Genomic DNA, 22,115 nt, shown 5'->3' on the forward strand with positions numbered 1-22,115 from the left:
AGCGTGTCGGGAAGCGGCGTTGAGGCGGGATCGCCGACGATGACGTCCGCGTTCCTGATCGACAACCTTTCGCGTCATTCCGCGCCCCTCCGCAGCGGGCGCCTGAGCGTGTCGGGAAGTGGCGACAATGCGGGAGCGCCAACGATGACGTTGTCGATTCTGATCGACCGCCCTTCGAGCCGCTCCTCTCTCCACCGCAGCGGCCGCCCGACCGCGCCTGGAGGCAGCGATACGGCGGGGTCGCCGACGCTGACGACCAGCGCGGCATCGTCGTTGTCGTCGCGCATCTGCATCAGTCGTCCCGGGCTGATGCGAGGGGGTGATGTGGTGCTCGAAGCGCCGATCACGCCGACGCGCAGGGCAAGCGTGTCCGTTAACACCGGTGGACCTCGTGGGCGCCGTCCGTTGCGGTCGGCACGCGCCCGGCGGCGGAGCGGTTCGTGGTGTCGGCGTGTTCGTCGCGATGCTTCACAGCATTGGTTGATGCCTCACAGCGCGTGCAGCCGGTTGGTGGGGCTGCGAGGCGATAACACGGGTTGTGAAGCGGGTTGGGTGGGCATGATCAACAAGGACACGCGGGTGGGGGTGCGGGGTCTGCCGCGTGGTGGGTGGTTCGATCGGGGTGGGTTGTGCGTTGTCGAGCGGGAAGTGGGGTCGCCCATGCGGGGTGCCGGGTGGTGTCGCCGATGACCGTGCAGGATTTGGCGTTTGCGGCGGAGGAGTTGGCGGAGCCGGGGCGGTTCGATGCGTTCGGGGCGTTGCCGAGTGGGACAACTGTGCTGGAAGCCAGTGCGGGGACCGGGAAGACGCATGCCATCGTGGGGTTGGCGGTGCGGTATGTGGCCGAGGTCGGGATCGATGTTTCGCAGTTGCTGCTGGTGACGTTCAGTCGGGCGGCGACGCAGGAGTTGCGGGAGCGGGCGCGGGATCGGTTCGTTGTGGTGGCGGCGGCGCTGGGGGATCCGGAGTTGGCGCGGGCGCACAGTGATGAGTTGGTTCGGCATCTGGCGCAGGCGGATTCGGGGGAGGTGCGGCGTCGGCGGGAGCGGTTGCTGGTAGCGCTGTCGGACTTCGATGCGGGCACGATTGTCACCACGCACAGTTTTTGTCAGCGGATGCTCGATGAGCTGGGGCTGGCGGGGGAGCATGATCCCGGGGCGCGGCTTGTCGAGACTGTCGACGAGGTGGTGCAGACAGTTGCCGACGACCTGTACCTGCATCGGTACGCGCGTGCCGAACCGCCGTTTTCGCTGAAGGAGGCGCATACCCTCGCCTTGGCGGCGGTGCGTGATCGGCATGCGCGGTTGGTGCCCGAGGGTGACGGTGCGGCGGGGCAGCGGGTCGCCTTCGCTGCTGCGGTGCGGACGGAAACCGAACGCCGCAAACGGCTTTCGGGATTGCGTGACTTCGATGATCTGCTGGTCCTGCTGCACGATGTGCTCGCGGACCCGGAGCACGGCCCACGCGCCTGCGCGCGCATCCGCGCCCGCTACCGGGTGGCGCTGGTCGACGAGTTCCAGGACACCGACCCGCTGCAGTGGGACATCCTGCGCCTCGCCTTCCACGGGCACACCACGATGGTGCTGGTCGGCGACCCGAAACAGGCGATCTACGCGTTCCGCGGCGCGGAGGTGCTCAGTTACCTCGACGCTGTCGCGCACGCCGACAGCCGCTGCGAACTCGACACCAACTGGCGCAGTGACGCGGGATTGCTCGCCGCGCTGGACCACCTGCACGGTGGAGCGGCGTTGGGACACAAGGAGATCACCGTCTATCCGGTGGCGGCGACCCGTCCTTGGACGCGCTTGTCCGGCCCGGACGATCTCATCACACCGCTGCGGCTGCGCTGCCTGCCGCGCACCGGCGCGGGTGCGCTCAACAAGTCCGGCTTCCCGGCCGTTGGCCGTCTGCGCGCTAAGGTCGCCGAGGATCTCGCCGCCGATATCGTGCGCGTGCTCGAATCCGGGACCTTGATCGCCGACAATCATCCGGGCGCGCCCGATTCCGGCACCGAGGCACGGGACGACGTCGGCATCGATTCCGGGACCGCGGCATCGGACAGCGCCGGAATCGGCTCCGGCTCAACCGGTATCGCCGACACGAGCGGGATTCCGCGTCGCCTCCTCGGCCCCGGCGACATCGCCGTGCTGGTGCGAACACGCTCCCAAATCGATGTGGTGCGTGCCGCTCTGGACAAGGTCGGCGTCGCCTCCGTGCTGGCGGGCGGCACCAGCGTGTTCGCGACCGCGAGCGCCACCGACTGGCTGTGGGTGCTGCGCGCGCTGGAACAGCCGCACCGTTCCGACCGCGTGCGGCTGGCCGCGTGCACGCCACTGTTCGGCGTCACCGCCGCCGAGATCGATAGTGGTGGAGCGGATCTCGTCGGCCGGGTCAGTGCCCAGCTGCGCGACGCGAGTCGCCTGTTCGTCCGCGCCGGATTCGCCGCCGTCTTCGAAAAGCTCTCGGCGGAAACGAATCTGGCGCAGCGGCTACTGACGGTCGAGAACGGGGAGCGCGAGCTCACCGACCTCCGCCACATCGCCCAGCTGCTGGATCAGGTGTCGCTCACCGAAGGGCTGGGCCTGACCGCGTTGACCCGCTGGCTCACCGACCGGGTGCGCGACCCCGCCTCCGGCTCGGTAGCCGACCGCAGCCGCCGCCTGGACCGCGACGCCGCCGCCGTGCAGATCGCCACCGTGCACGCCAGCAAGGGACTCGAATTCCCGGTCGTATATCTGCCTTTCGCCTGGGACAGCGCGAAGAACCCGTACCCGGCGACGCTGCTGTTCCACGACGACACCGGCGCCCGCGTGCTCGATGTCGGCGGCCAGGAAGCTCCCGGCTACGCGGAACGCAAGCTGCGCAGCGAAGCCGAGGAGGCGGGGGAGGAGCTGCGCCTGCTCTACGTCGCGCTGACCCGCGCCATGTGCCAGGTCGTCGCCTGGTGGGCGCCCGCGATCACCACCGCTTCAGCCCCGCTGCACCGCATGATCCTCGGCCGCCCCGACGGCGGCGACATCGTCCCGAACCGGGCCTCGGTACCCGCCGACGCGGTTGCGGTGCAATCCATTTCGGCCTGGGCGGCATCGGCCCCCGAGGCGATCTCGGTGACCGGAGTCGACACCGCCGAAGCGGTGGAACTCCGCCGCGTCCGCAAGGACCCGATCACCGGCGACCTCGCCGCCGCCTCCTTCGAACGCACCCTGGACCAGCAGTGGCGGCGCACCTCCTACTCCGCCCTCACCGCGGGCGCCCATGACGTCGCTCAGAGCGTCGAGCCCGAGGACGAGCACGGCGCCGCCGACGAGCCCGCCACCCCGCTCCTCGACGACACCGAACTCCCCACCGCCGCACCATCATTGATGAACGCCCTGCCCTACGGCGCGGACTTCGGCACGCTCGTCCACGGTGTCCTGGAAGTGATCGATCGCGACGTCCCCGACCTCGCTACCGAGGTGCACACCCGCAGCCGCGCCGCCATCGATGAACTCCTGGCCGACATCGATCCGTCTCTGCTCGGCGACGCCCTGCTCGCCGTCCTCCGCACCCCGCTCGGATTCGGCACCCTCGCAGACATTTCCGGCCGCGACCAACTCAACGAGCTCGACTTCGAACTCCCACTCTCCGGCGGCGACACCCCCGCCGCCCACACCGCCACCCTGCGCCAAATCGCCGACCTCCTGCGCGAACACCTCCCGCCGGACGACGAATTCCACCCCTACGCCGACCAATTGGCCGCCCTCGACGACATCCCGCTGCGCGGCTACCTCACCGGCAGCATCGACGCCGTCCTGCGCGTCACCGACAACCCCGCCGCCCCACCACGTTTCATCATCGTCGACTACAAAACCAACCGCCTCGGTCTCGGCGACCTCACCGTCGACCACTACACCCGCGACCGGATGTCCGCCGAGATGCAACGCTCCCACTACCCGCTCCAGGCCCTCCTGTACTCCGTCGCCCTGCACCGCTACCTGCGCTGGCGCCTCCCGGACTACAACCCGGCCCACCACCTCGGCGGCTGCGCCTACCTCTTCGTCCGCGGCATGATCGGCCCTGAAACCCCACCCGGCCGCGGCGTCTTCGACTGGACCCCACCGCCCGCCCTGATCCTCGCCCTGTCGGATCTGCTCGCGGGCGAGGTGAGCCGGTAATGACGTCGATTCAACTGGCCCAGCGGGGCACCGGGTTGCTGCGCACCTTCAATGAAGCGGGCGTGTTGTCCGCGGCGGACGTGCATGTCGCGGTCCGGCTGGGGCGGCTCGGGCGGGAGGAATCCGAGCAGGTGCTGTTCGCGGCCGCGCTGGCGGTGCGTGCGGTGCGGTCCGGGTCGGTGTGCCTGGAGCTGGACCGGATGCGGGAGATCGGTGTCGACGCCGACGAAAGCTGGGACGCGGGGACGGGGATCGATCCGGCGACGCTGCCGTGGCCCGATATCGAGGCAGTGGTGGGCGCGCTGACGGCGAGCCCGCTGGTGGTCGGCGGGCAGGCGGGCCCGTTGCGGCCGTTGCGGCTGGTGCCGGGGGATCGGGACGGTGGTCCGCTGCTGTATCTGGATCGGTACTTCCAGCAGGAGCAGACGATCCGGCGGGTGCTGACGGAGCGGTCGGGCGGGCACCCGGTGGTTGATCCGGCGTTGGTGCGGCAGGAACTCGACCGGCTCTTCGATGGCCCGGCCGGTGTCGCGCCGGACCGGCAGCGACTTGCCGCGGCGCTGGCGGCGACGCATTGGACGACCGTGGTGGTGGGTGGTCCCGGCACCGGTAAAACGCATACGATCGCGCGGATTCTGGCGCTGCTCGAAGCGCATCAGAAGGCGCACCCCAAACTGCCCGCGCTGCGTATCGCATTGGCCGCGCCGACCGGTAAGGCGGCAGCCCGGCTGCAGGAAGCGGTGCGCGAGCAGGCCGAGCTGCTGGGGTTGCCCGAACTGACCGCCTCCACCCTGCACCGTCTCCTCGGCTGGCAGCGCAGCCGCAGCAACCGGTTCAAGTTCCACGAGTTCAATCGCCTGCCGTACGACGTGATCGTGGTCGACGAAACCTCCATGGTGTCGCTGACCATGATGAGCAGCCTGCTGGCCGCGCTGCGCCCCGACACCCGTCTGGTGCTGGTCGGCGACCCGGACCAGTTGGCCTCGGTCGACGCGGGCGCGGTGCTCGCGGATCTGGTCGCGGGGCCGGTGGTGGGCGAACCGAATCCGGTGCTCGAGCAGGTGCTCGGCGCGGAACCGGCGGAGCAGCACGCGGAATCGCTGACCGTCCTGGAGCGCACCCGGCTGCGCGGCGGCATCGTCCGCCTCACCCGCGGTCGTCGCTTCGGCGGCAAGATCGCCGACCTCGCGGTCGCGGTCCGAGCCGGTGACGCCGACACCGCGCTGGAACTGCTCCGCGCGGGCGGGCCCGAATTGTCCTTGTGCGCACCGGAAGACACCAAGCCGGTCCGTTCGGATGTGATCACCGCCGCCCGCGCGGTCACCGACGCCGCACTCGAGGGCGACGCCGCCGGCGCACTCACCGCCCTGGAATCGCATCGCTTGCTGTGCGCCCACCGTCAGGGCCCGTTCGGTGTCGAACGCTGGGATCGCATGGCCGCGGACTGGGCCGCGGCCGGGGGAGCGGGACCCGAATCCCACCTCGTCCCCTGGTATGCCGGTCAGCCCCTGCTGGTCACCGCCAACGACCACGAAGCGCGCATCTACAACGGCGACACCGGTGTCATCGTCCGTCTCCCCGACGGCTCCCTGCGCGCCGCCCTGCAGCGCGGCAGCGAACCCTACCTGGTGCACCCCACCCAATTCCCGGCCGTGGTCACGGTTTTCGCGATGACCATCCACCGCAGCCAGGGCAGCCAGTACGACACCGTCTCGGTCGTCCTGCCGGAACCCGAATCCACCCTGCTCACCAGGGAACTCCTTTACACCGCCATCACCCGCGCCCGCCGCCACGTCCGCATCATCGGAACCGACGAATCGATCCGCGCCGCCATCGCCCGCCGCGTCCTGCGCGCCAGCGGCCTGTCCCGGAACCTGGGTTTATGACGGCCACCGCCGTGCGGCGAACGGAGTCCCCACGGCCAGGAGTTACCCTCTAACTGCCCGCTTTCGGGGCAAGAGCAGGGAAAGGACCACTATGGCGAAGGTCTTCACACATCTCGACGACTCGCTGCGCGCGTTCATCGATGCGCAATCGATGTTCTTCGTCGCGACCGCGCCGTCCGAGGGTGGGCACGTCAATGTGTCCCCCAAGGGCTATCGCGATACCTTCGCCGTGATCGACGACAACACCTTCGCCTACCTGGATCTGTACGGTAGCGGCGCGGAAACCATCGCGCATCTGCGGGACAACGGTCGCATCACCATCATGTTCTGCTCCTTCACCCGCACCTCGAAGATCCTGCGACTCTTCGGCACCGGCCGGATGGTCCGCCCGGATTCCGCCGAATTCGATACGCTGCGACCGCATTTCGGCTTACAGCACCCGGGCTTACGCGCCGTCATCGTCGTCACGGTCGACCGGATCGCCGACTCCTGCGGCTACTCGGTGCCCTACCTCGAACTCGTCGACGAGCGCCCGGTGCTCGACGCGCTGCACGCCCGCCGCACCGAGGACGACTTCGCCGAGCGCATCGCGGGTGTCAACGCCGCCAGCATCGACGGGCTCCCCGCGCTCGAATCCGACCATCCACTGCCTTCGATGATCCCGAGGTAGCTCGGCTCAGCCCAGGTCGAACAGCCGGGCTCCGTTGTCGTGCAGGACGTTTCGCAGCCAGTCGTCCCCGAGTTCGAGTCGTTCCAAGGCGTAGACCTGGTGGGCGTAGGGGTAGGGAATGTTGGGGAAGTCGCTGCCGAAGAGGATGCGTTCGCCGAGGTCGAGCACCCGGGGTAGTTCGGAAACCGGGTACGGGTCGGCTTGCTCGCTGAAGTCGGTCCAGACCATGGTGGTGTCGAGGTGCACGCCCTCGTACCGCTGAGCCAGGTCGAGGAATTCGGAGTACTCGTGATTTCCCATGTGCGCGATGATCAAGCGCAGGCGCGGGAAACGTTCCAGCAGTGCGGCGATGGGCTCGGGGCCGGTGAACGAGCCCGCGGCCGGACCGGATCCGCAGTGGATGAGGGCCGGGATCCCCGCCTCTTCGAGCATGCCCCACACCGGGCGCAGCAGCGGATCTCCCGGGTGGAAGTCGCCGACCTGCACATGAACTTTGAAGACGCGCGCACCCGCTTCGATCGCCGCCTCGACGTAGGAGTCCACGCCGTGCTCCGGGTAGAAGGTGGCGGTGTGCAGGCAGTCGGGGGTGCGGGCGGCGAAGTCGGCGGTCCACTCGTTGAGCCAGGCCGCCATGTCCGGCTTGTGCGGGTACACCAGCGAGGTGAACGCGCGAACGCCGAAGCCGCGCAACGTCTTCAACCGCACCTGCTCGTCGTCGCGATAGGTGATCGGCCATTCACGTCCGGTCAGCGGGCCCGCGGAATCGAAGTAGGCCCACACCTTGCGCATGACCTGCTCCGGCATGAAATGCGTGTGCACGTCGACGATTCCGGAGAGTCCGAGGCGGGAGCGGAGCGCGGCGAGGTAGTTGTCTTCGTTGTCGGCGGTCACCGAACCTCCTCTGCGGGGCGGGGCGGCCCGCCGGCTGGGTAGAGCGCCCGGGCGAGATCGCCGACCCGGGTGACGAGACGGTCGAAGAACAACGCCTGAGCGGTGCCGATCACGATGTCGGCGTTGGGTTCCCGGCCCCACATGCCGGACCAGTCGGCGACGGTGGTGGCGCGGGTCAGGGTGCCGGTGAGCTCCACGTCGACGGTCGCGGGCCGGACCACGGCCAGACTCGGATCGAGTGCCACGGCGGCGGCGAAGGGATCGTGCATGTGCGCGAGGTAGCCCTGGTTGTAGAGGCTATGGAATTCGAAGTAGAACCGCACCGCGTCACTGACGTGGCGCACGATCGGATTCGAGGCCGCCGACCGGGTTCCGGCCGGATCGGTCTCGGACACGATTTCCGGCGGTACGCTGCCCGCGCGTTCGGCCAGCAGCGCAAGGTGTTCCGGGCGCATCTCGATGGTTTCGGTGATGTCGAGCGCGCACACGATCGGGCGGGCGGGCGCCGCGCTGAACGCGTCGAACACCTCCTTGGCCGACTCCGGGTCGACGTGCACGTTCCACTCGTTGGTCGGGGTGGTGTTGCCCGGATGGTTGAACGCGCCACCCATGATCACCAGTCGCCGCAGCAGGCGCGGTAGTCCGGGCTCGATGCGCAGTGCGAGTGCGAGATTCGTCAGCGGGCCGGTGCACAGGCCGACGAGCTCTCCGGGATGCGCCCGGGCGAGATCGACCCACAGCTGCGCGGCCGTCCGATCCGACAGGGGCCGTGCGGATTCCGGCAATACGGCATAGCCGATGCCCTGCGGGCCGTGCGTATCCTCGGTGGTGCGCAACGGGATTGCGAGGGGCTCCGCCGCGCCGAGCGCGACCTCGATCTCCGGCGCCCGGCACACATCGAGCCAGGCGAGGTTGTTCGCAGCCACCTGCGCGGCGGTCACATTCCCGGCGGTCGATGCGATCCCGAGGATCTCGGCTTCGGGGGAGCCCAGCAGATACAGCAGTGCCAGCGAATCGTCGATCCCGGTATCGACGTCCACGATGATCTTCTGCCGCACGCCCCGAGCCTAACCAGCTTGCCCCCGCCCACCCGCACGCCACCCCGATAGTACGACCGTCTTGGACGTATGTCTTAGACGTGCTGTAGGGTGGCGGCATGGGAAACCGGGAAGATCTACTGGCGGGCGCTCGCAAGGCGCTCATGGAGCGCGGCGTCGCGAAAACCACCGCCCGAGACATCGCCGCCGCGGCCGGCGTCAGCCTGGCCGCCATCGGTTATCACTTCGGTTCCAAGGAACGCCTGATCACCGAGGCGCTCGCGGAAGCACTGGGCACCGGCATCGGCGACGCCATGGACGTCCTCATCCGGCAGACAGCGGGCAGCCCACTGCCGGAAGCGTTCGCGGCCATGGTCGACGGCCTGCCTGCCGTCTTCGCCGACAACCGCGAAGCCATGCTGGCCAGCCTGGAAAACATGCTGCGCGTCGCCCGTTCCTCGGAGTCCCAAGCCTTCATGGCCGACAACCTGCCCGGCGCCTACCGCGACATCGCCCAATCCCTCACCGAAACCCACCCCGGCCTGACCTCCGACCAAGCAGAAGCCTTGGCCGGCATGTACTTCACCCTGGCCCAAGGCTTGTCGGTGCTGTGGGTCATGAGCGACGGCAAAGCCATGCCCGGCGGCCCCCAACTGGTCGAGGCGATGACCGCCCTCGCCGCCCACCGAAAGTAGCGCACCTCGTGCCCACCGACTGCGTGGGGAGTTAGCGGACCTTGGGTTGGTCGATGGCCCAGAGCCAGTTGCCGTCTGGTTGTCGGCGCGCGATCTCGGCGGTGACGTCGTCGGTCGCCAGGCGCGTCGAGGTCAACGCCAGGTCGCCGGTTCGGAGGGTGGGGCGCGGGTTGCCAGGTTCCAGGGCGGGGCGGTCGGCCAGGGCCTTGGTCAGGAAATCGTGGATGGCCTGGTGCCCGACGGCTTTGCCGCCGTCGGGCAGGGCCATGACCGCGTCGGGTTCGTAGAGGGCGACCAGTCCGTCGATGTCGCCCTGGTTCGCGCGTTCGACGAAGTAGCGTGCGAGATCGCCTGGCTCCCTTGCGGGTTCCCGTTGGTCTGCCATATGTCGAGCATGCCACGGGGGAGCGGCAGGCGTCAGTCTTCGCTGCTGTAATCCCCGGGCGGCAGTGACCGCAGCCGTCGGAATGCGACCACTGCGATTACCAGGGAGGCGATCCCGGCGATTCCGGCAGTAATGTGCACGCCGTGCAGGAATGCGTCCCGTGCCGCTTGGAGAACCGAATCGCCTAGCGCGCCAGGCAATCCGGCCGCTACGTCGACCGCTGCGCCCAGGGTGTCGCGGGCGGAAACGGCCGCATCGGCGGGCACGTCCGCAGGCAATGTCGAAGCTAGGTCGCCGCGATAGATGGCGATGCTGATGCTGCCCAGGATCGAGATGCCCAGCGCACCACCGAGTTCGGCGCCGGTCTCGGAGACACCGGACGCCGCACCGGCCTGTTCTGGCGGCGCGGATCCGACGACGATCTCGGTGGTGATGCCGAACACCGGCGCCAAACCCAGCGAGCAGATCACGGAGGCGGCCAGCGCCATCCCGTAACCGCCGTCGGTGGTCAGCAGCGTCATCATCAGCAAGCCGATTCCGGCCAGCGCCATCCCGCCGCCGATCAGGTAGGCCGGGCGCACCACGCGCACGAGACGCGGAGTCAGCTGCGAACCGATGATGAACCCGATACCCGACGGCGCCATCACCAGACCTGTCGCCAGCGGCGTCATCCCCAGCACCAGCTGGAAATACTGGGCGACGAACAGGAAGTATCCGAACGCGACGAAGATCCCGATCATGTTGATCAGCAACGCGATCCGGAACGTGCTCAACCGGAACAACCGCAGATCCAGCATCGGATCGTCGTGGGTGAGCTGGCGTCGCACGAACAGCGCGCCCACCACCAGGCCACCGACCACCGCGCCGATCGCCGCCCAGCCGATACCGTCCTGCGCGATCGCCTTCATCCCGAAGACCAGCGCGATCATCGTCAGCACGCACATCACCGCGCTCACCGGATCGAGCTTGCCCACTTCCGGATCCCGGAACTCGGGCAGCACTTTCGGCCCTAATACCAGCAACAGCACCATCACCGGCACCGCGAGCAGGAAAACCGAACCCCACCAGAAGTTCTCCAGCAGAAACCCGCCGAAGATCGGACCCACCGCGCCACCGGTCGAATACGCGCCGACCCACACCCCGACCGCGACCGAACGCTGCCGGGCATCCCGAAACATATTGAAGATCAACGACAACGTGGACGGCGCCACCGTCGCCCCCGCGATCCCGAGCAGCGCCCGGCACACGATCAACGTCTCCGCACTGGGCGCGAACGCCGCCACTATCGACACCACCGCGAACAGCGCCGCCCCGAACAACAGCATCCGCCGCCGCCCGATCCGATCGCCGAGCGTACCCATGGTGATCAGCAGCCCCGCCACCATGAACCCGTAGATATCGATGATCCACAGCAACTGCGAACTCGTCGGATGCAGATCCGAACTGAGCATCGGCACCGCCAAATGCAGCACCGTCATGTCCATCGCGTAGACCAGACAGGCCAACGCAAGCACCGCCAACCCAACCCATTCCTTGCGCCCGGCGCGCGGCGAAACCACCGCGTCACCCGAAATGTGATCGCTGGTGGTGGACACGAGGATTCCCTCCGCTGGACTTTTATCGACGAGGCTCACACTTGTTCTGACGAACTCCGAACCACCATCTCATCGCCCACCGACAAGTTCCGCAATGCATTTTCCCGCCCCGCCGACCACCCCCAAGCCGCAACGGCGCGGTTTCAACGCCCCAACCGGCCGTCCTGAGTGAAATCAGCGGCTGTAGACCGGCCAGGTGGCTTCGTCGCCTCCGTATTCGGGGGCAGCCCAGAGGTAGTCCGGGTATTCGGCGAGGGCGGGGGCGGCGGTGATGGTGTTGCCGCGGTAGACGGCCGAGGCGGGGCTCGGTGGGGTGGGGTTCGGATGGTTCGGGGTGCGGTCGGGGGAGGTGAGCAGCCAGGAGGCGGTGCGGGCCAGGGAGACTCGGACGTCTCGGCCGACGCCGTCGAAGACGCGGGCGACGAGGGCGTCGATGATGCCGGCGGCGAGCAGGTAGCCCGAGGCGTGGTCGAGGGCCTGGGCGGGGAGCGAGCCGGGGATCGAGGGGGCGCCCTCGGTGATCGCGATGCCGGTGGCCGCTTGCACGATGCTGTCGAAGCCGCGGCGTTCGGCCCACGGGCCCGATTCGCCCCAGGCGCAGATCCGGCCGTGGATCAGGCCGGGACGGACCTCGGTGTTGAGACCGGCCGCTTCCAGTGCCCCCGGGCGGTAGCCGGTGACCAGGACGTCGGCGGAGCCGAGGAGTTCGTCGAAGGCGGCCCACTGGGAGCGCACGTCGAGCAGGGCCGAGCGCTTGCCCTGCGAGGTATCGAGGAACTGCCAAGGGATTTCGGGCAGCTGCGGGGGATCGATGCGCAGCACTTCCGCGCCGAGCAGCGCCAAGGCCCGGGTCGCGACGGGCCCGGCGATCACTCGCGTCAGATCGAGCACACGCACGCCGCGCAAAGGCTGGAACGGCGTGGGATCCGAGCGGTACCGGGGCGCGGCCCGATCGGTGCGCGGGTCGATCGCTACCAGCGGTCCCTGCGCGGCGGTCTGCGCCTGGGGCTCGACGGCCCATTCCTCTTCCGTGCGCACCCGTACCGCGATCGCGCCGACCGCGGCGGCGTTCTCCTCGATATCGGCGGCCCGGGTCATGGCCAGCATCGCGACGGCGAGGTCTTCCGGTGCTTCGGGCGGCAGGCCGAGAGCGGCCAGCAGGCGGGCGCGGTGGTGCGGATAGTTGGCGTGGGTGCGGACCCAGCCGTCGAAGGTGGGGAAGAAACCGGACAGGTCGCCGAACATCGGTACCTGACGGCCGTCCACCCGCAACAATTGGTCGCTGCGGAAGGCGGCGTTGATCCGCCCCGGATCGATCCGGTGCGACACCGGCGCGAGCCGGTTCGCCTGCCGGTGCCGGTTGGCGGCCGCGGTCAGCGCGGCCACCGATCCGGCGGCGAGGGCCCAGACCGGAAGTGTCGCAGCGAGATTGCTGCCAGGATCGGGGGCGGGAGCGATAGTGGAGCCGGGTACCCCGATTCCGGTTTCGTAGTCGTGGACCAGTCGTGCATGCGCGATCACCTGGTCGACACTAGTCGTGCCGCGCGTCTGTCGGGGGTTGGTGAAATGCTTGCGTGTTACTTTCTTGAACAGGAGGACTGGGACGTGGACAAGGCGATCACCGGCACGGACTGGCTGCGGGTGTTGCGAGCCGATCCGGCACCGCGCCATCAACTGGTTTGCTTTCCGCCCGGCGGCGGTTCGGCAACCGCGTATCGAGAGTTGGCCCGCCACTTCGACTCTGGCGTGACAGTGGTCGCCGTGCAGCCGCCGGGACGCCAGGACCGCGTCGGCGACCCGGCCATCGGCGACCTGCATGACCTCGCCGATCACGTTGCGGCGGAACTGCTTCGGCAGGCGCCCCTCGCGGGCCTGTCGCTGTTCGGGCACAGCATGGGCGCGACGGTGGCGTACGAGACCGCCGTGCGCCTCGAACGCGGCGGGCAACAGATCAGCACCCTCTTCGTATCCGGCCGTCCCGCACCGACTTACGCCGAACCCGGCCGGTTCCATCTGGGCTCCGACGACGAGCTCATCGGCGACCTGGAACGCCTCGCCAACGACCCCGCCTCGGTCGCCATCCTGCGCAGCGAACCAAGCCTCGCGGAACTGATCCTCCCGACCGTGCGCACCGACTACCGGGCCGTGGAAACCTACGTCCACCGCTCGGCCGACCCGCTGAACTGCGATATCGCGGCCCTGATCAGCACTGAAGACCCGACGACGAACCAGGACCAGGCCACCGAGTGGCGCGACCACACCACAGCTGAATTCGGCCTGCACACCTTCCCGGGCGGCCACTTCTACCTCGACGAACAACCGTCCGCAGTCGCCAAGATCATCGCCTCGACGCTGGGATGAGCCCGCAGGCTGTCCGAGGTATGCAGACCGTGCAACTTTCCCTCGAAAGTGGTCGAAATCGGCTCAACTCGAGGGAAATTGCACGGTCTGCATACATCGTTCGCAAGGACTTCCGGAACGGAGTCAACGCACGAGGTCGAATTCGTTCATCGCTTCGGCTTCGTCTTCGGTTTCCCGATCCTGCGGGTCCAGCACGGTCGGTTCGGGCTCGCTGATCCGCCAGGCGGTACCCGACGCGGCGGCCGCGTACTCCGCGACCTGTTCGCTCCATCCCCACATCGCCCGCTCCTCCCCTGAGCCGAAAGTTATGTTCCTCCAGGCTATCTGGGGCAAGCACGCGGGCGCCACGCATTTACCGCCGCGCTGAACCCACCGCTGTCCGGGACCCCCGAAGCCGCCGGACATATCCCACCCACGACACCAGGACGCAGGCCGCGACCAGCGCGCGCACCAAACCGAGCGCCGATTCCGGGTAGATCACGCCCGTCAGATAGTGATCGATGAACCCGCTGGCCGGCAGCCCCTCCTGCCCGGCCTCGCGCCGCGCCCAATTCTCCACATAGGTGAGCGGGCAGTCATATCCGACCAGCACCGTACCGAAACCCCACCCGAACGCGATCAGGTGCAGCCAGATGGTGCGCGGCCACCGCCACGCTAAGAACCCGCCGACCACCACATAGGCCACGAACGCGAAGTGCGCGGCCGCGGTGGCATCGGCCAACAGCCGGTACAGCACAGCACCAGCTTAGGCGGGATCTCACCAGGGGGAGGGCCGGTAATCCTTCAGGAAGACGCCGAAGATGTCGTTGCCGTTCTCGCCCTGCACGATCGGGTCGTACACGCGGGCGGCGCCGTCGACCAGATCCAGCGGCGCGTGGAAGCCCTCCTCGGCCAGGCGCATCTTCGTGAAATGCGGGCGCTCGTCGGTGATCCAGCCGGTGTCGACGGCGGTCATCAGGATGTTGTCCTCGTCGAACATTTCCTTGGCGCTGGTGCGGGTCAGCATGTTCAGCGCGGCCTTGGCCATATTGGTGTGCGGGTGCCCCGGGCCTTTGTAGGCGCGGGAGAACTGACCCTCCATGGCGGAAACGTTGACGATGTATTTGCGCCGCGCCGCCGCGGCCGCCATCGCCGGACGCAGCCGCGAGACCAGGATGAACGGCGCCACCGAGTTGCACAGCTGCACTTCGAGCAGTTCGGTCGGATCGACCTCGGCGACGGTCTGCACCCAGCTGTTGGTGTGCGCCAGGTCCGGCACCAGCCCACCCGCGTCGATCGCGATACCGGCCGAAATGCGTTCCGGCGTAGCCGATCCCGCGACCAGCGCGAGCTCGGCGATATCGGCGGCGGTGAGCGACGGCGCGAGCGAGGCGGTCAGCGCGGTCGGGTGCGCCTGCATGGTTTTGCCGAAGGTCACCATTTCTGGCAGCGCGCCGACCGGCAGCGGACCGTTCTCGGCGTCGACCAGCGCGCTGTAGGCGCCGGGGGAGCGGCGCACGGTCTGCGCGGCGTTGTTGATCAGGATGTCGAGCGGGCCCTGGGCGGCGACGTCGTCGGCGAGCGCCACCACCTGGGCCGGATCGCGCAGGTCGATGCCGACGATGCGCAGCCGGTGCATCCAGTCGCCGCTGTCGTCCATGGCGGCGAAACGGCGGATGGCGTCGTTGGGGAAGCGGGTGGTGATGGTGGTGTGCGCGCCGTCGCGCAACAGCCGCAGCGCGATGTACATGCCGATCTTGGCGCGGCCGCCGGTGAGCAGCGCGCGTTTGCCGGACAGATCGGTGCGGGCGTCGCGTCTGCTGTGGCTGTCGGCCGCGCAGGACGGGCAGAGCTGGTGGTAGAACGCGTCGACCCGGGTGTAGCGGTCCTTGCAGATGTAGCAGGGACGGGCCCGCAAGAGTTCGCCCGCGCTCGCGCCCGCGGCGTTCGAGCTCAGCGGGATACCGGCGGTCTCGTCATCGATCCGCTGCGGCGAGCCGGTCGCGGTGGCGGCGACGACGGCGCGGTCGGCTTCGGACACGGCCGCGCGCGCTTCGGTGCGGCGCCGCTGCTTGAGCTTCTTGAACATGTGCCCGACCGCGCGCTGCACCGCGAGCGAATCCGGATCGTCCTTATCGAGCTGCCCGGCTTGTTCGAGCACCCGCAGACAGGTCGCGAGCTCAGTGGAATCGATACTGCTTTCGGCCATCGCGGGTAGAGGAGTCCTTCGTGAGCTGGGCAATCGACCCCCCATTGTCGCAAACCCGCCGCCATAGCTCCCAGTCCGGGCACCCCGAACCCGCCCGTTGATGACCAAGATCACCAGGACTTGGTGGCGGCATCGGCCGAGAGTGGTCCGCCACCAAGTCCTGATGATCTTGGTGTTCAGGCGGCTGTCCAGAGGCGCAGCTTTTCGGGGTTGCGGATGACCCAGATGCGGGTGATGTGGTTGTCGGCGATGTCGAAGGCGTAGACCGAGACGATGGTGTTGTCGAGTTGGGCGACCAGGCCGGGTTGGCCGTTGACGGTGCGCTCGAGGAGGGTTACCTCGGGGCCTCGGGTGGCGATTTCCAGCCAAGTGCGGGCGATGTTTTCGCTGCCGGTGATGGGGTCGCGGAAGGCCGGGGCGAGGCCGCCGCTGTCCGCGGTCGCGGTTGCGGTCGGGTCGAGCAATTCGATCAGGGCCGGCAGATCGCTTGTCTCCCAGGCGTGTTTGAAGTCCCGGACCACCGCGGCGCGTTGGGCGCTCGACGGGTTGCGCGAGGTATCGATGCGGCGGCGGGCGCTGGAGGCGAGCTGGCGGCAGGCGCCGGGGGTGCGGCCGACGATGTCGGCGATTTCGGCGAAGGAGTAGCGGAAGACGTCGTGCAGGACGAACGCGACTCGCTCGGCCGGGGTCATCGAATCGAGTACGACGAGGAAGGCCATGCTGATCGACTCGTCGAGGGTGACCCGGTCGGCGGGATCGGCGGGGGCACCGAACCATTCGGAATGGCCGGGTATAGGCTCCGGAATCCATTCGCCCACATACTGTTCCCGCCTGGCTCGCGCCGAGCCGAGCAGGTCGAGGCAGATGCGGCCGGCGACCGTGGTCAACCACGCGCCGGGGGACGCCACCTCCTGCCGCTGCCGCTCGGAGAGTGCGTACCAGCGGGCGTAGGTCTCCTGCACCACGTCCTCGGCTTCGGCCAGCGAGCCGATCAGCCGGTAGGCGAGATTGATAAGCTGACGGCGTTCGCCGATCACTGCGCGCAGTTGCGGATCGGTCATGGTGTTCGGCTCCTTCGATCGACGCTTCACCGAATCGACGAAACAGCGACTCGAATTGTCAGGCCTGACATTCCCCAGGGCTACATCGTCGGAAGGGCATGACACTCTCCATCGGCATCATCCTCGGCAGTACCCGCCCCAACCGCAACGGCCCGCAGGTCGCCCAGTGGGTTCTGGACACGGCGTCGGCGCGCGGCGACGCCGAATTCGACCTGATCGACCTGCGCGAGCACCGGCTACCGCATCTGGACGAGCCCGCGCCGCCGATGTTCGGCCCGTCCGCGCACGCGTACACCCGCGCCTGGGCCGAGCGGATCGCCCCGTTTGACGGTTTCATCATCGTGACCCCGGAATACAACGGCGGCATCCCCGGCGTACTGAAGAACGCTATCGACCACCTGTGCGGAGAATGGACCGACAAGGCGGTCGGATTCGTCTCCTACGGCGTGAGCGGCGGCGCCCGTGCGGTCGCGCAGCTGCGGGTGGTGTGCAGCACGCTGGGCATGGCGGATGTGAGCCGCCCGGTGGAGATCTCACTGCTCACCGATTTCGAGAACCACACCACCTTCATGCCGCGCGACCACCATGTCGCCGCCCTGCACAAAACGCTGGATCAGCTCCTCGCCTGGAGCGCCGCGCTCGCACCGCTGCGGACCGGCGCCGAAACCACTCTCGTCAACTCCTGAGGAGCCGATCATGACCGTATCCAACGACTTTCAGGCACGCACCGACCGCATCGAGGCGGACGAAGCCGAGATTCGCAGGCAAATCGACAAGGTGATCGAAGGGCTGCGCGCCAAGGATCTCGCGGCCCTGAAGCAGCTGTACACCACCGACGTCGTTTCCTTCGACGTCGAGCCGCCGCTCCAGCATGTCGGGATCGCGGCGAAACTCGACAACTGGTCGAGAGTGTTCCTGTTCTTCGAGACTCTGACCTACGAGGTTCGCGATCTGACCCTCACCGTCGGCGACGATGTGGCCTTCGGGCACGGCTTCGGTCGTCTGCGCGGCACGCTGCGGAACGGGGCGGCAACGAACGGTATGTGGGTCCGGGTCACCTACGGCATGCGGAAGATCGCCGGCACCTGGTTGATCGCACACGACCAGGTCTCGGTGCCGCTCGACATCGCGAGCGGCAAAGGGGTGATCGACCTCGAACCCTGACGAGCGCGACCGGCGGCCACGAGGAAGCCGTCGGCCTGCACACCGCCGCAGCCGCCGCCATCACTGGCATCGAAGACGCGCGAGCGCGGCAAAGAAGCCGACCCGCACTCTGGCGATGGCAGGTGGCCTGGCAGCGCCGCGGCCTCCGCCATCAGCGACATCGAAATCGCGCGAGCGCGGCAAAGAAGCCGACCCGCACTCTCGCGATGTCAGGCGACCTGCGCACCGCCGCGGTCTCCGCCATCACGGGCATCGAGGACGCGCGAGCGGGGCGAAGTAGCCGACCCGCACTCTCGCGATGTCAGGTGGCCCGCGTACCGCCGTGGCCTCCGCCATCACTGGCATCGAAGACGCGAGCGCGGCAAAGGAGCCGACCCGCAGTCTCGCGATGTCAGGTGGCCTGAGCGGCGCCGTGGTCTCCGCCATCACCGGCATCGAAGATGCGCGAGCGCGGTGAAGTAGCCGACCTGCACTCTTGTGATGTCAGGTGGCGTGCGTACCGCCGTGGCCTCCGCCATCAGCGGCATCGAAGATGCGCGAGCGCGGTGAAGTAGCCGACCTGCACTCTTGTGATGTCAGGTGGCGTGCGTACCGCCGTGGCCTCCGCCTCACCGGCATCGAAGAAGCGCGAGCGTGGCGAGGTAGCCGGCTCGCGCTTTTGGAGAAGTCAGGCTTGCAGCTCGTCGGCGATGCTGTCCTTCCCACAGGCCGCTGCCCGGTGGGCGAGCTGTGCGCGCAGGTCCGCGGGCATCTCGTCGCGGACCTCGACCAGTCCGCGCCACACGACCTCCGGTGTTTCCGGTGTCAGCGCCTCGAGGAATTCGCCGAGATCGTCCATCCCGTCGATGATTTCCAGGACCCGGGCGCGACCTTCCGATTCTTGCGCCAGCGCGATGTCGACGAGGGTGTCGATATCGGCGCTGCGCGCGGCTGCCAGCAGTGCGGCGAGCAGCTGCTCCCGGGTCAGGTCGCCAATACAGGAGGCGAGGATCGGCTTCGCGGACTTCGGCAGCGCGTCTACCAAAGGCAGTCCCTGCGACCACAATTCGTGTTCGGCGATGGTGTCGATGACGGCGCGCAGCACCTCGGGTTCGCGCATCACGGGCAGCCCGGCCATCCGGCGGCGGTCCGCCTCACCCATGGCCAGCGCGATCGGGATCAGCGCCGCCCAGAGCCCGGCGGTGTCGGCCTGGCGGATCAGATCGGCGAGCTCGTCGTCGGGCTTCTCCGCGACCCGAGCGGCCAGGAACGCCAGCGGCGCCTCTGGCAGATGCACCGACAGCGGCAGCAGATCCAGCCACAGTCCGTGATCCAGCGCGACATCCATGATCGGACCGAGCACCGCCTCGGTGTGCACCACCGGCCGGGCCGCCAGCACGCGCAGGCTGTCCTGACTCATCGCGCTGGTCACCGGCAGCAGCGTGGCCCACGCGTCCAGTTCACGGACCGCCTCGATCAGCGCGTCGAGCACGTCGTCGCCGAGGCCCGCCGCGATATCGCCGATCTTGGCGCGGTTCGCCTGGTCGACGGTGTCGAGCAAGTCGATCGCCTCGGCCCACAGGTCCTGCTCGCAGGCAGCGCGGATGACGCCCGGAATCCGGTCCTCGACAATGCCGAGCAGCGTGTCCATCGAGGACTTGTCCTCCAGCAGGAACCCGATCCGCAGCAGGTCGGCGTCGGACGCCTCCGGCAACGCCGCCCGCATCGACGCCTCCGGGACCACACCCACGAACCTGCCCATGGTGACGTGATCACCCCGGGCGAACAGTTCTTTAGCGACCTGAGCCACCAACCGCGGCGGCACCTCGGCGATGACGGCGGCGGTGCGGCGCGGATCCAACTGCACCGCGGTCTCGGCAAGGAACTTCGCGGGCAGCGCTTTCGCGATCGACACCGCCTGCGCCGGCTCCACCGATCCCGCGACCGCCGCACACAACACAGGCCCGAACGCGCGCTCAGCCGCCTTCGCACTGATCGCCGTCGGCACCAACTTGCTTGCGGCCGCAACCCTTTGCAGCCGTTGCGCATCACGGTCGAACAGCAGATCGGTGGCGCGTTCCCGGAACGCCCGGATCGCCGCGGGGGAGAGCCCACTCAGGAACTCCAGCTGCACCGGATCCGAAACATCCAGCAGCCGAGCCAGTTTCGTAGTCTCGGCCCGCACCAGCAGTTGCGTTGTCACAGCCCAAGCACCTTCTTCACAGCCGGGCGCATAAGCCGCGGGATCAATTGCAGGGAGGTCTCAGTGGCCGATTCGAGCCGCGCCGCGCGCCCGGCTAGGGCGCTCCGGAGCAGGCCATCGAGCGCGGCCAGGTCGGCCTCGGTGAGCTGATCGAATTCCTCGGGCAGGGGTGCGCCCAGGGTTTTCGCGAGCGTCTGTGCTGCGTCGGACATACGCAATCGCTTTCTGGTGGTGTGGATCCCGGACAAACACGCCGGATGCCGGGAATGGGTCTGTGCCGGGTTAGCCGGCGAGTCAGTGCCGGATGGCGGGTAGATCTGCGCCCGGTTGGCGGGTGGATCTGCGCCAAGGTGCCGGCTGGGACTGCACCCGGTCGGCCGGGTTGACCTGCGCCGGGTAGCGGGTTGGCGTTGGTGGCGGTTTGGACTGTATGGGTTGCGGGGTGGGACTGTGCCCTGTTGGTGGGGTTGATTTGCGCCAGGGTGGCGGGTTGGCGGTGGCGGTTTGGATCTGTACGGGTTGCCGGGTGGGAGTGCGCCCTGTTGGTGGGGTTGATTTGCGCCAGGGTGGCGGGTTGGCGGTGGCGGTTTGGATCTGTACGGGTTGCCGGGTGGGAGTGCGCCCGGTTGGCGGGGTTGATTTGCGCCAAAGGCGGCGGGTTGGCGTGGGTGGCGGTTTGGATCTGCACGGGTTGCCGGGTGGGACTGCGCCCGGTGGCCGGCTTGATCTGCGCCGGGTAGCGGTTGGAGGGTGAGCGTGGGTCGGGACCGAGTGGGTGGGTGAGCCGGAGGTCGGGGAGGACTGATGGTCTGCACCAGAATGTCGGGGGTCTGGACCAGGGATGTGGAATGGGCCGAGGTTGTGGGCAGGGGTCTAGGAGTGCGAGATTGGCGCGTCGCTGTCGTGCAGGTCCTCGATGAAGTTGGCGAGTGCCTCGGCGACCAGCAGTGGCTCGGTCGAGGGCAGCCAGTGATCGGCGGGAATGCCGAAGCGCCACAGGCGATCCACCCATTGGGCGCTGCCGTAATACAGGAATGGCGGCACGAGGACATCGGTGGTGTCGACGACCAGTTGCACCGGCACTGCGGTCCGGCGCACTCGCGGCCGCAGCAGGTGGTGGGCCAGGTTGGCGCGCGCGATGCGTACGCCCGCAACGAGATCTGAGCGCAGTGTGGGCGCGATCGGGGCGTAGGTGCGGGGGATACCGCCGAGGCGTTCGATCAGCCAGGTTCGTACCCGGGGTGGGTAGGCGAGGCGGCGGGCGGCGGCCTGCGCGGTTGTCGGCCCGTGCCGCCAGAACTTGCGGTCGGTGATCAGTTGTGCGGCGCGCGTTGGCTGAGATATCAACTCCCGCAGCGTCATCCCGACGTGGTCGAGGTTCGGTCCGGAGATCGCGGTGAACGAGGCGATCCGGGTGTTGGCGCGCTCGTCGCACATCGCCTCCCAGGCCTGCACCGCGCCCCAGCCGTGTCCGCAGACGTGCACCGGCCGTCCCGGGCTCACCGCGTCGATCACGGCGAAGAAGTCCGCCGCCAGCCGGTCGAGCCGGTACTCGCGCAGCGCAACGGGTTTCGGTGACTGTCCGTGCCCGCGCACGTCGTAGCTGATGACCCGGAATCCGTCGGCGAGCAGCGTCGCGACTTCGGCCCAGACCTGATGGGTGTCGGAGAGCCCGTGCACGAGAACCAGTGGTTCGCCCGCGGGGTCGCCCCATTCGAAAACGGCGAGCTCGCCGCCCGCCGCGGGCACCAGGGTCTGTCGCTGCGGGCGGTGGGTGCCTTGCGGTTCGGTCATTTTCTTGCCTCGATCGATGAGCCGGTGCGATGTCGTACCGCCGGTACGTTCG

General features: G+C 68.4%; 20 protein-coding genes. 7 read left to right on the forward strand and 13 right to left on the reverse strand.

Annotation, left to right across the window (positions count from 1 at the left end; genetic code table 11):
* Positions 1–74: 74 nt before the first annotated feature.
* The gene (locus tag IBX22_RS27220) at positions 75–380 is read right to left on the reverse strand and encodes a hypothetical protein (RefSeq protein WP_194818536.1); all 306 of its coding nucleotides are present in this window, start codon (positions 378–380) and stop codon (positions 75–77) included.
* Between the two features lie 306 nt (positions 381–686).
* Here IBX22_RS27220 and IBX22_RS27225 point away from each other — a divergent pair, with 306 nt between their 5' ends.
* The 3 genes from IBX22_RS27225 to IBX22_RS27235 all read left to right on the forward strand — a co-directional run bounded on the left by IBX22_RS27225 (position 687) and on the right by IBX22_RS27235 (position 6,710).
* Complete coding sequence (locus IBX22_RS27225; protein WP_194818537.1) at positions 687–4,154, forward strand: UvrD-helicase domain-containing protein; 3,468 nt, start codon at positions 687–689, stop codon at positions 4,152–4,154.
* Positions 4,154–6,040, forward strand: a complete 1,887-nt coding sequence (recD, locus tag IBX22_RS27230; RefSeq protein ID WP_194818538.1) for an exodeoxyribonuclease V subunit alpha — start codon at positions 4,154–4,156, stop codon at positions 6,038–6,040. The genes IBX22_RS27225 and recD overlap by 1 nt, the downstream gene beginning before the upstream one ends.
* 91 nt (positions 6,041–6,131) lie before the next feature.
* On the forward strand, positions 6,132–6,710 hold the full coding sequence (locus IBX22_RS27235) for a pyridoxamine 5'-phosphate oxidase family protein (RefSeq protein WP_194818539.1): 579 nt from the start codon (positions 6,132–6,134) through the stop codon (positions 6,708–6,710).
* A 6-nt stretch (positions 6,711–6,716) separates the two neighbouring features.
* Here the strand turns inward: IBX22_RS27235 and IBX22_RS27240 are convergent, their stop codons facing one another.
* Positions 6,717–7,601: an amidohydrolase family protein gene (locus tag IBX22_RS27240; RefSeq protein ID WP_194818540.1), complete on the reverse strand. Its 885-nt coding sequence runs from the start codon at positions 7,599–7,601 to the stop codon at positions 6,717–6,719.
* Positions 7,598–8,659, reverse strand: a complete 1,062-nt coding sequence (locus tag IBX22_RS27245) for a nucleoside hydrolase (RefSeq protein ID WP_194818541.1) — start codon at positions 8,657–8,659, stop codon at positions 7,598–7,600. Before IBX22_RS27245 ends, IBX22_RS27240 begins: the two co-directional genes overlap by 4 nt.
* 98 nt (positions 8,660–8,757) lie before the next feature.
* On the opposite strand from IBX22_RS27245, the gene IBX22_RS27250 reads away from it, so the two are divergent.
* On the forward strand, positions 8,758–9,333 hold the full coding sequence (locus tag IBX22_RS27250; RefSeq protein WP_194818542.1) for a TetR/AcrR family transcriptional regulator: 576 nt from the start codon (positions 8,758–8,760) through the stop codon (positions 9,331–9,333).
* Between the two features lie 31 nt (positions 9,334–9,364).
* Here the strand turns inward: IBX22_RS27250 and IBX22_RS27255 are convergent, their stop codons facing one another.
* From IBX22_RS27255 to IBX22_RS27265, 3 genes are all read right to left on the reverse strand, one after another.
* Positions 9,365–9,718: a nuclear transport factor 2 family protein gene (locus IBX22_RS27255; protein WP_194818543.1), complete on the reverse strand. Its 354-nt coding sequence runs from the start codon at positions 9,716–9,718 to the stop codon at positions 9,365–9,367.
* A gap of 32 nt (positions 9,719–9,750) precedes the next feature.
* Positions 9,751–11,292 (reverse strand): MFS transporter, encoded by a 1,542-nt coding sequence (locus IBX22_RS27260; RefSeq protein WP_375540289.1) that lies wholly within the window; start codon positions 11,290–11,292, stop codon positions 9,751–9,753.
* Between the two features lie 195 nt (positions 11,293–11,487).
* Positions 11,488–12,834 (reverse strand): CoA transferase, encoded by a 1,347-nt coding sequence (locus IBX22_RS27265; RefSeq protein ID WP_309234811.1) that lies wholly within the window; start codon positions 12,832–12,834, stop codon positions 11,488–11,490.
* Positions 12,835–12,918: 84 nt separating this feature from the next.
* On the opposite strand from IBX22_RS27265, the gene IBX22_RS27270 reads away from it, so the two are divergent.
* A complete protein-coding gene (locus IBX22_RS27270; protein WP_309234812.1) occupies positions 12,919–13,674 on the forward strand; it encodes an alpha/beta fold hydrolase in 756 nt (251 codons plus the stop codon).
* Positions 13,675–13,797: 123 nt separating this feature from the next.
* On the opposite strand, the gene IBX22_RS27275 is transcribed toward IBX22_RS27270, so the two are convergent.
* From IBX22_RS27275 to sigJ, 4 genes are all read right to left on the reverse strand, one after another.
* Positions 13,798–13,953 carry a hypothetical protein gene (locus IBX22_RS27275; RefSeq protein ID WP_194818546.1) on the reverse strand — a complete coding sequence of 52 codons (156 nt, stop codon included), beginning with the start codon at positions 13,951–13,953 and terminating at the stop codon, positions 13,798–13,800.
* Positions 13,954–14,026: 73 nt separating this feature from the next.
* Positions 14,027–14,410 (reverse strand): DUF2784 domain-containing protein, encoded by a 384-nt coding sequence (locus tag IBX22_RS27280; protein ID WP_194818547.1) that lies wholly within the window; start codon positions 14,408–14,410, stop codon positions 14,027–14,029.
* A gap of 21 nt (positions 14,411–14,431) precedes the next feature.
* Complete coding sequence (locus IBX22_RS27285) at positions 14,432–15,862, reverse strand: SDR family NAD(P)-dependent oxidoreductase (protein ID WP_194818548.1); 1,431 nt, start codon at positions 15,860–15,862, stop codon at positions 14,432–14,434.
* Between the two features lie 176 nt (positions 15,863–16,038).
* Positions 16,039–16,923: an RNA polymerase sigma factor SigJ gene (gene sigJ, locus IBX22_RS27290; protein ID WP_194818549.1), complete on the reverse strand. Its 885-nt coding sequence runs from the start codon at positions 16,921–16,923 to the stop codon at positions 16,039–16,041.
* A 98-nt stretch (positions 16,924–17,021) separates the two neighbouring features.
* Here sigJ and IBX22_RS27295 point away from each other — a divergent pair, with 98 nt between their 5' ends.
* Together IBX22_RS27295 and IBX22_RS27300 are read left to right on the forward strand one after the other, a co-directional pair.
* Positions 17,022–17,609, forward strand: a complete 588-nt coding sequence (locus IBX22_RS27295) for an NADPH-dependent FMN reductase (RefSeq protein WP_194818550.1) — start codon at positions 17,022–17,024, stop codon at positions 17,607–17,609.
* 10 nt (positions 17,610–17,619) lie between these two features.
* Positions 17,620–18,087 (forward strand): nuclear transport factor 2 family protein, encoded by a 468-nt coding sequence (locus IBX22_RS27300; protein ID WP_194818551.1) that lies wholly within the window; start codon positions 17,620–17,622, stop codon positions 18,085–18,087.
* A 667-nt stretch (positions 18,088–18,754) separates the two neighbouring features.
* Here the strand turns inward: IBX22_RS27300 and IBX22_RS27305 are convergent.
* From IBX22_RS27305 to IBX22_RS27315, 3 genes are all read right to left on the reverse strand, one after another.
* The gene (locus IBX22_RS27305; RefSeq protein ID WP_194818552.1) at positions 18,755–20,269 is read right to left on the reverse strand and encodes a hypothetical protein; all 1,515 of its coding nucleotides are present in this window, start codon (positions 20,267–20,269) and stop codon (positions 18,755–18,757) included.
* Positions 20,266–20,481, reverse strand: a complete 216-nt coding sequence (locus IBX22_RS27310) for a hypothetical protein (protein WP_194818553.1) — start codon at positions 20,479–20,481, stop codon at positions 20,266–20,268. The genes IBX22_RS27305 and IBX22_RS27310 overlap by 4 nt, the downstream gene beginning before the upstream one ends.
* 661 nt (positions 20,482–21,142) lie before the next feature.
* The gene (locus IBX22_RS27315; RefSeq protein ID WP_194818554.1) at positions 21,143–22,063 is read right to left on the reverse strand and encodes an alpha/beta fold hydrolase; all 921 of its coding nucleotides are present in this window, start codon (positions 22,061–22,063) and stop codon (positions 21,143–21,145) included.
* Between the last annotated feature and the right edge of the window lie 52 nt (positions 22,064–22,115).

The organism is Nocardia sp. XZ_19_385, assembly GCF_015355755.1.
Lineage (GTDB): Bacteria > Actinomycetota > Actinomycetes > Mycobacteriales > Mycobacteriaceae > Nocardia.

Coding starts and splice junctions, on each gene's coding strand:
- IBX22_RS27225 (WP_194818537.1), top strand. CDS start 687: ATGACCGTGCAGGATTTGGCGTTTGCGGCGGAGGAGTTGGCGGAGCCG.
- recD (WP_194818538.1), top strand. CDS start 4,154: ATGACGTCGATTCAACTGGCCCAGCGGGGCACCGGGTTGCTGCGCACC.
- IBX22_RS27235 (WP_194818539.1), top strand. CDS start 6,132: ATGGCGAAGGTCTTCACACATCTCGACGACTCGCTGCGCGCGTTCATC.
- IBX22_RS27250 (WP_194818542.1), top strand. CDS start 8,758: ATGGGAAACCGGGAAGATCTACTGGCGGGCGCTCGCAAGGCGCTCATG.
- IBX22_RS27255 (WP_194818543.1), bottom strand. CDS start 9,718: ATGGCAGACCAACGGGAACCCGCAAGGGAGCCAGGCGATCTCGCACGC.
- IBX22_RS27275 (WP_194818546.1), bottom strand. CDS start 13,953: ATGTGGGGATGGAGCGAACAGGTCGCGGAGTACGCGGCCGCCGCGTCG.
- IBX22_RS27285 (WP_194818548.1), bottom strand. CDS start 15,862: ATGGCCGAAAGCAGTATCGATTCCACTGAGCTCGCGACCTGTCTGCGG.
- sigJ (WP_194818549.1), bottom strand. CDS start 16,923: ATGACCGATCCGCAACTGCGCGCAGTGATCGGCGAACGCCGTCAGCTT.
- IBX22_RS27295 (WP_194818550.1), top strand. CDS start 17,022: ATGACACTCTCCATCGGCATCATCCTCGGCAGTACCCGCCCCAACCGC.
- IBX22_RS27300 (WP_194818551.1), top strand. CDS start 17,620: ATGACCGTATCCAACGACTTTCAGGCACGCACCGACCGCATCGAGGCG.
- IBX22_RS27310 (WP_194818553.1), bottom strand. CDS start 20,481: ATGTCCGACGCAGCACAGACGCTCGCGAAAACCCTGGGCGCACCCCTG.
- IBX22_RS27315 (WP_194818554.1), bottom strand. CDS start 22,063: ATGACCGAACCGCAAGGCACCCACCGCCCGCAGCGACAGACCCTGGTG.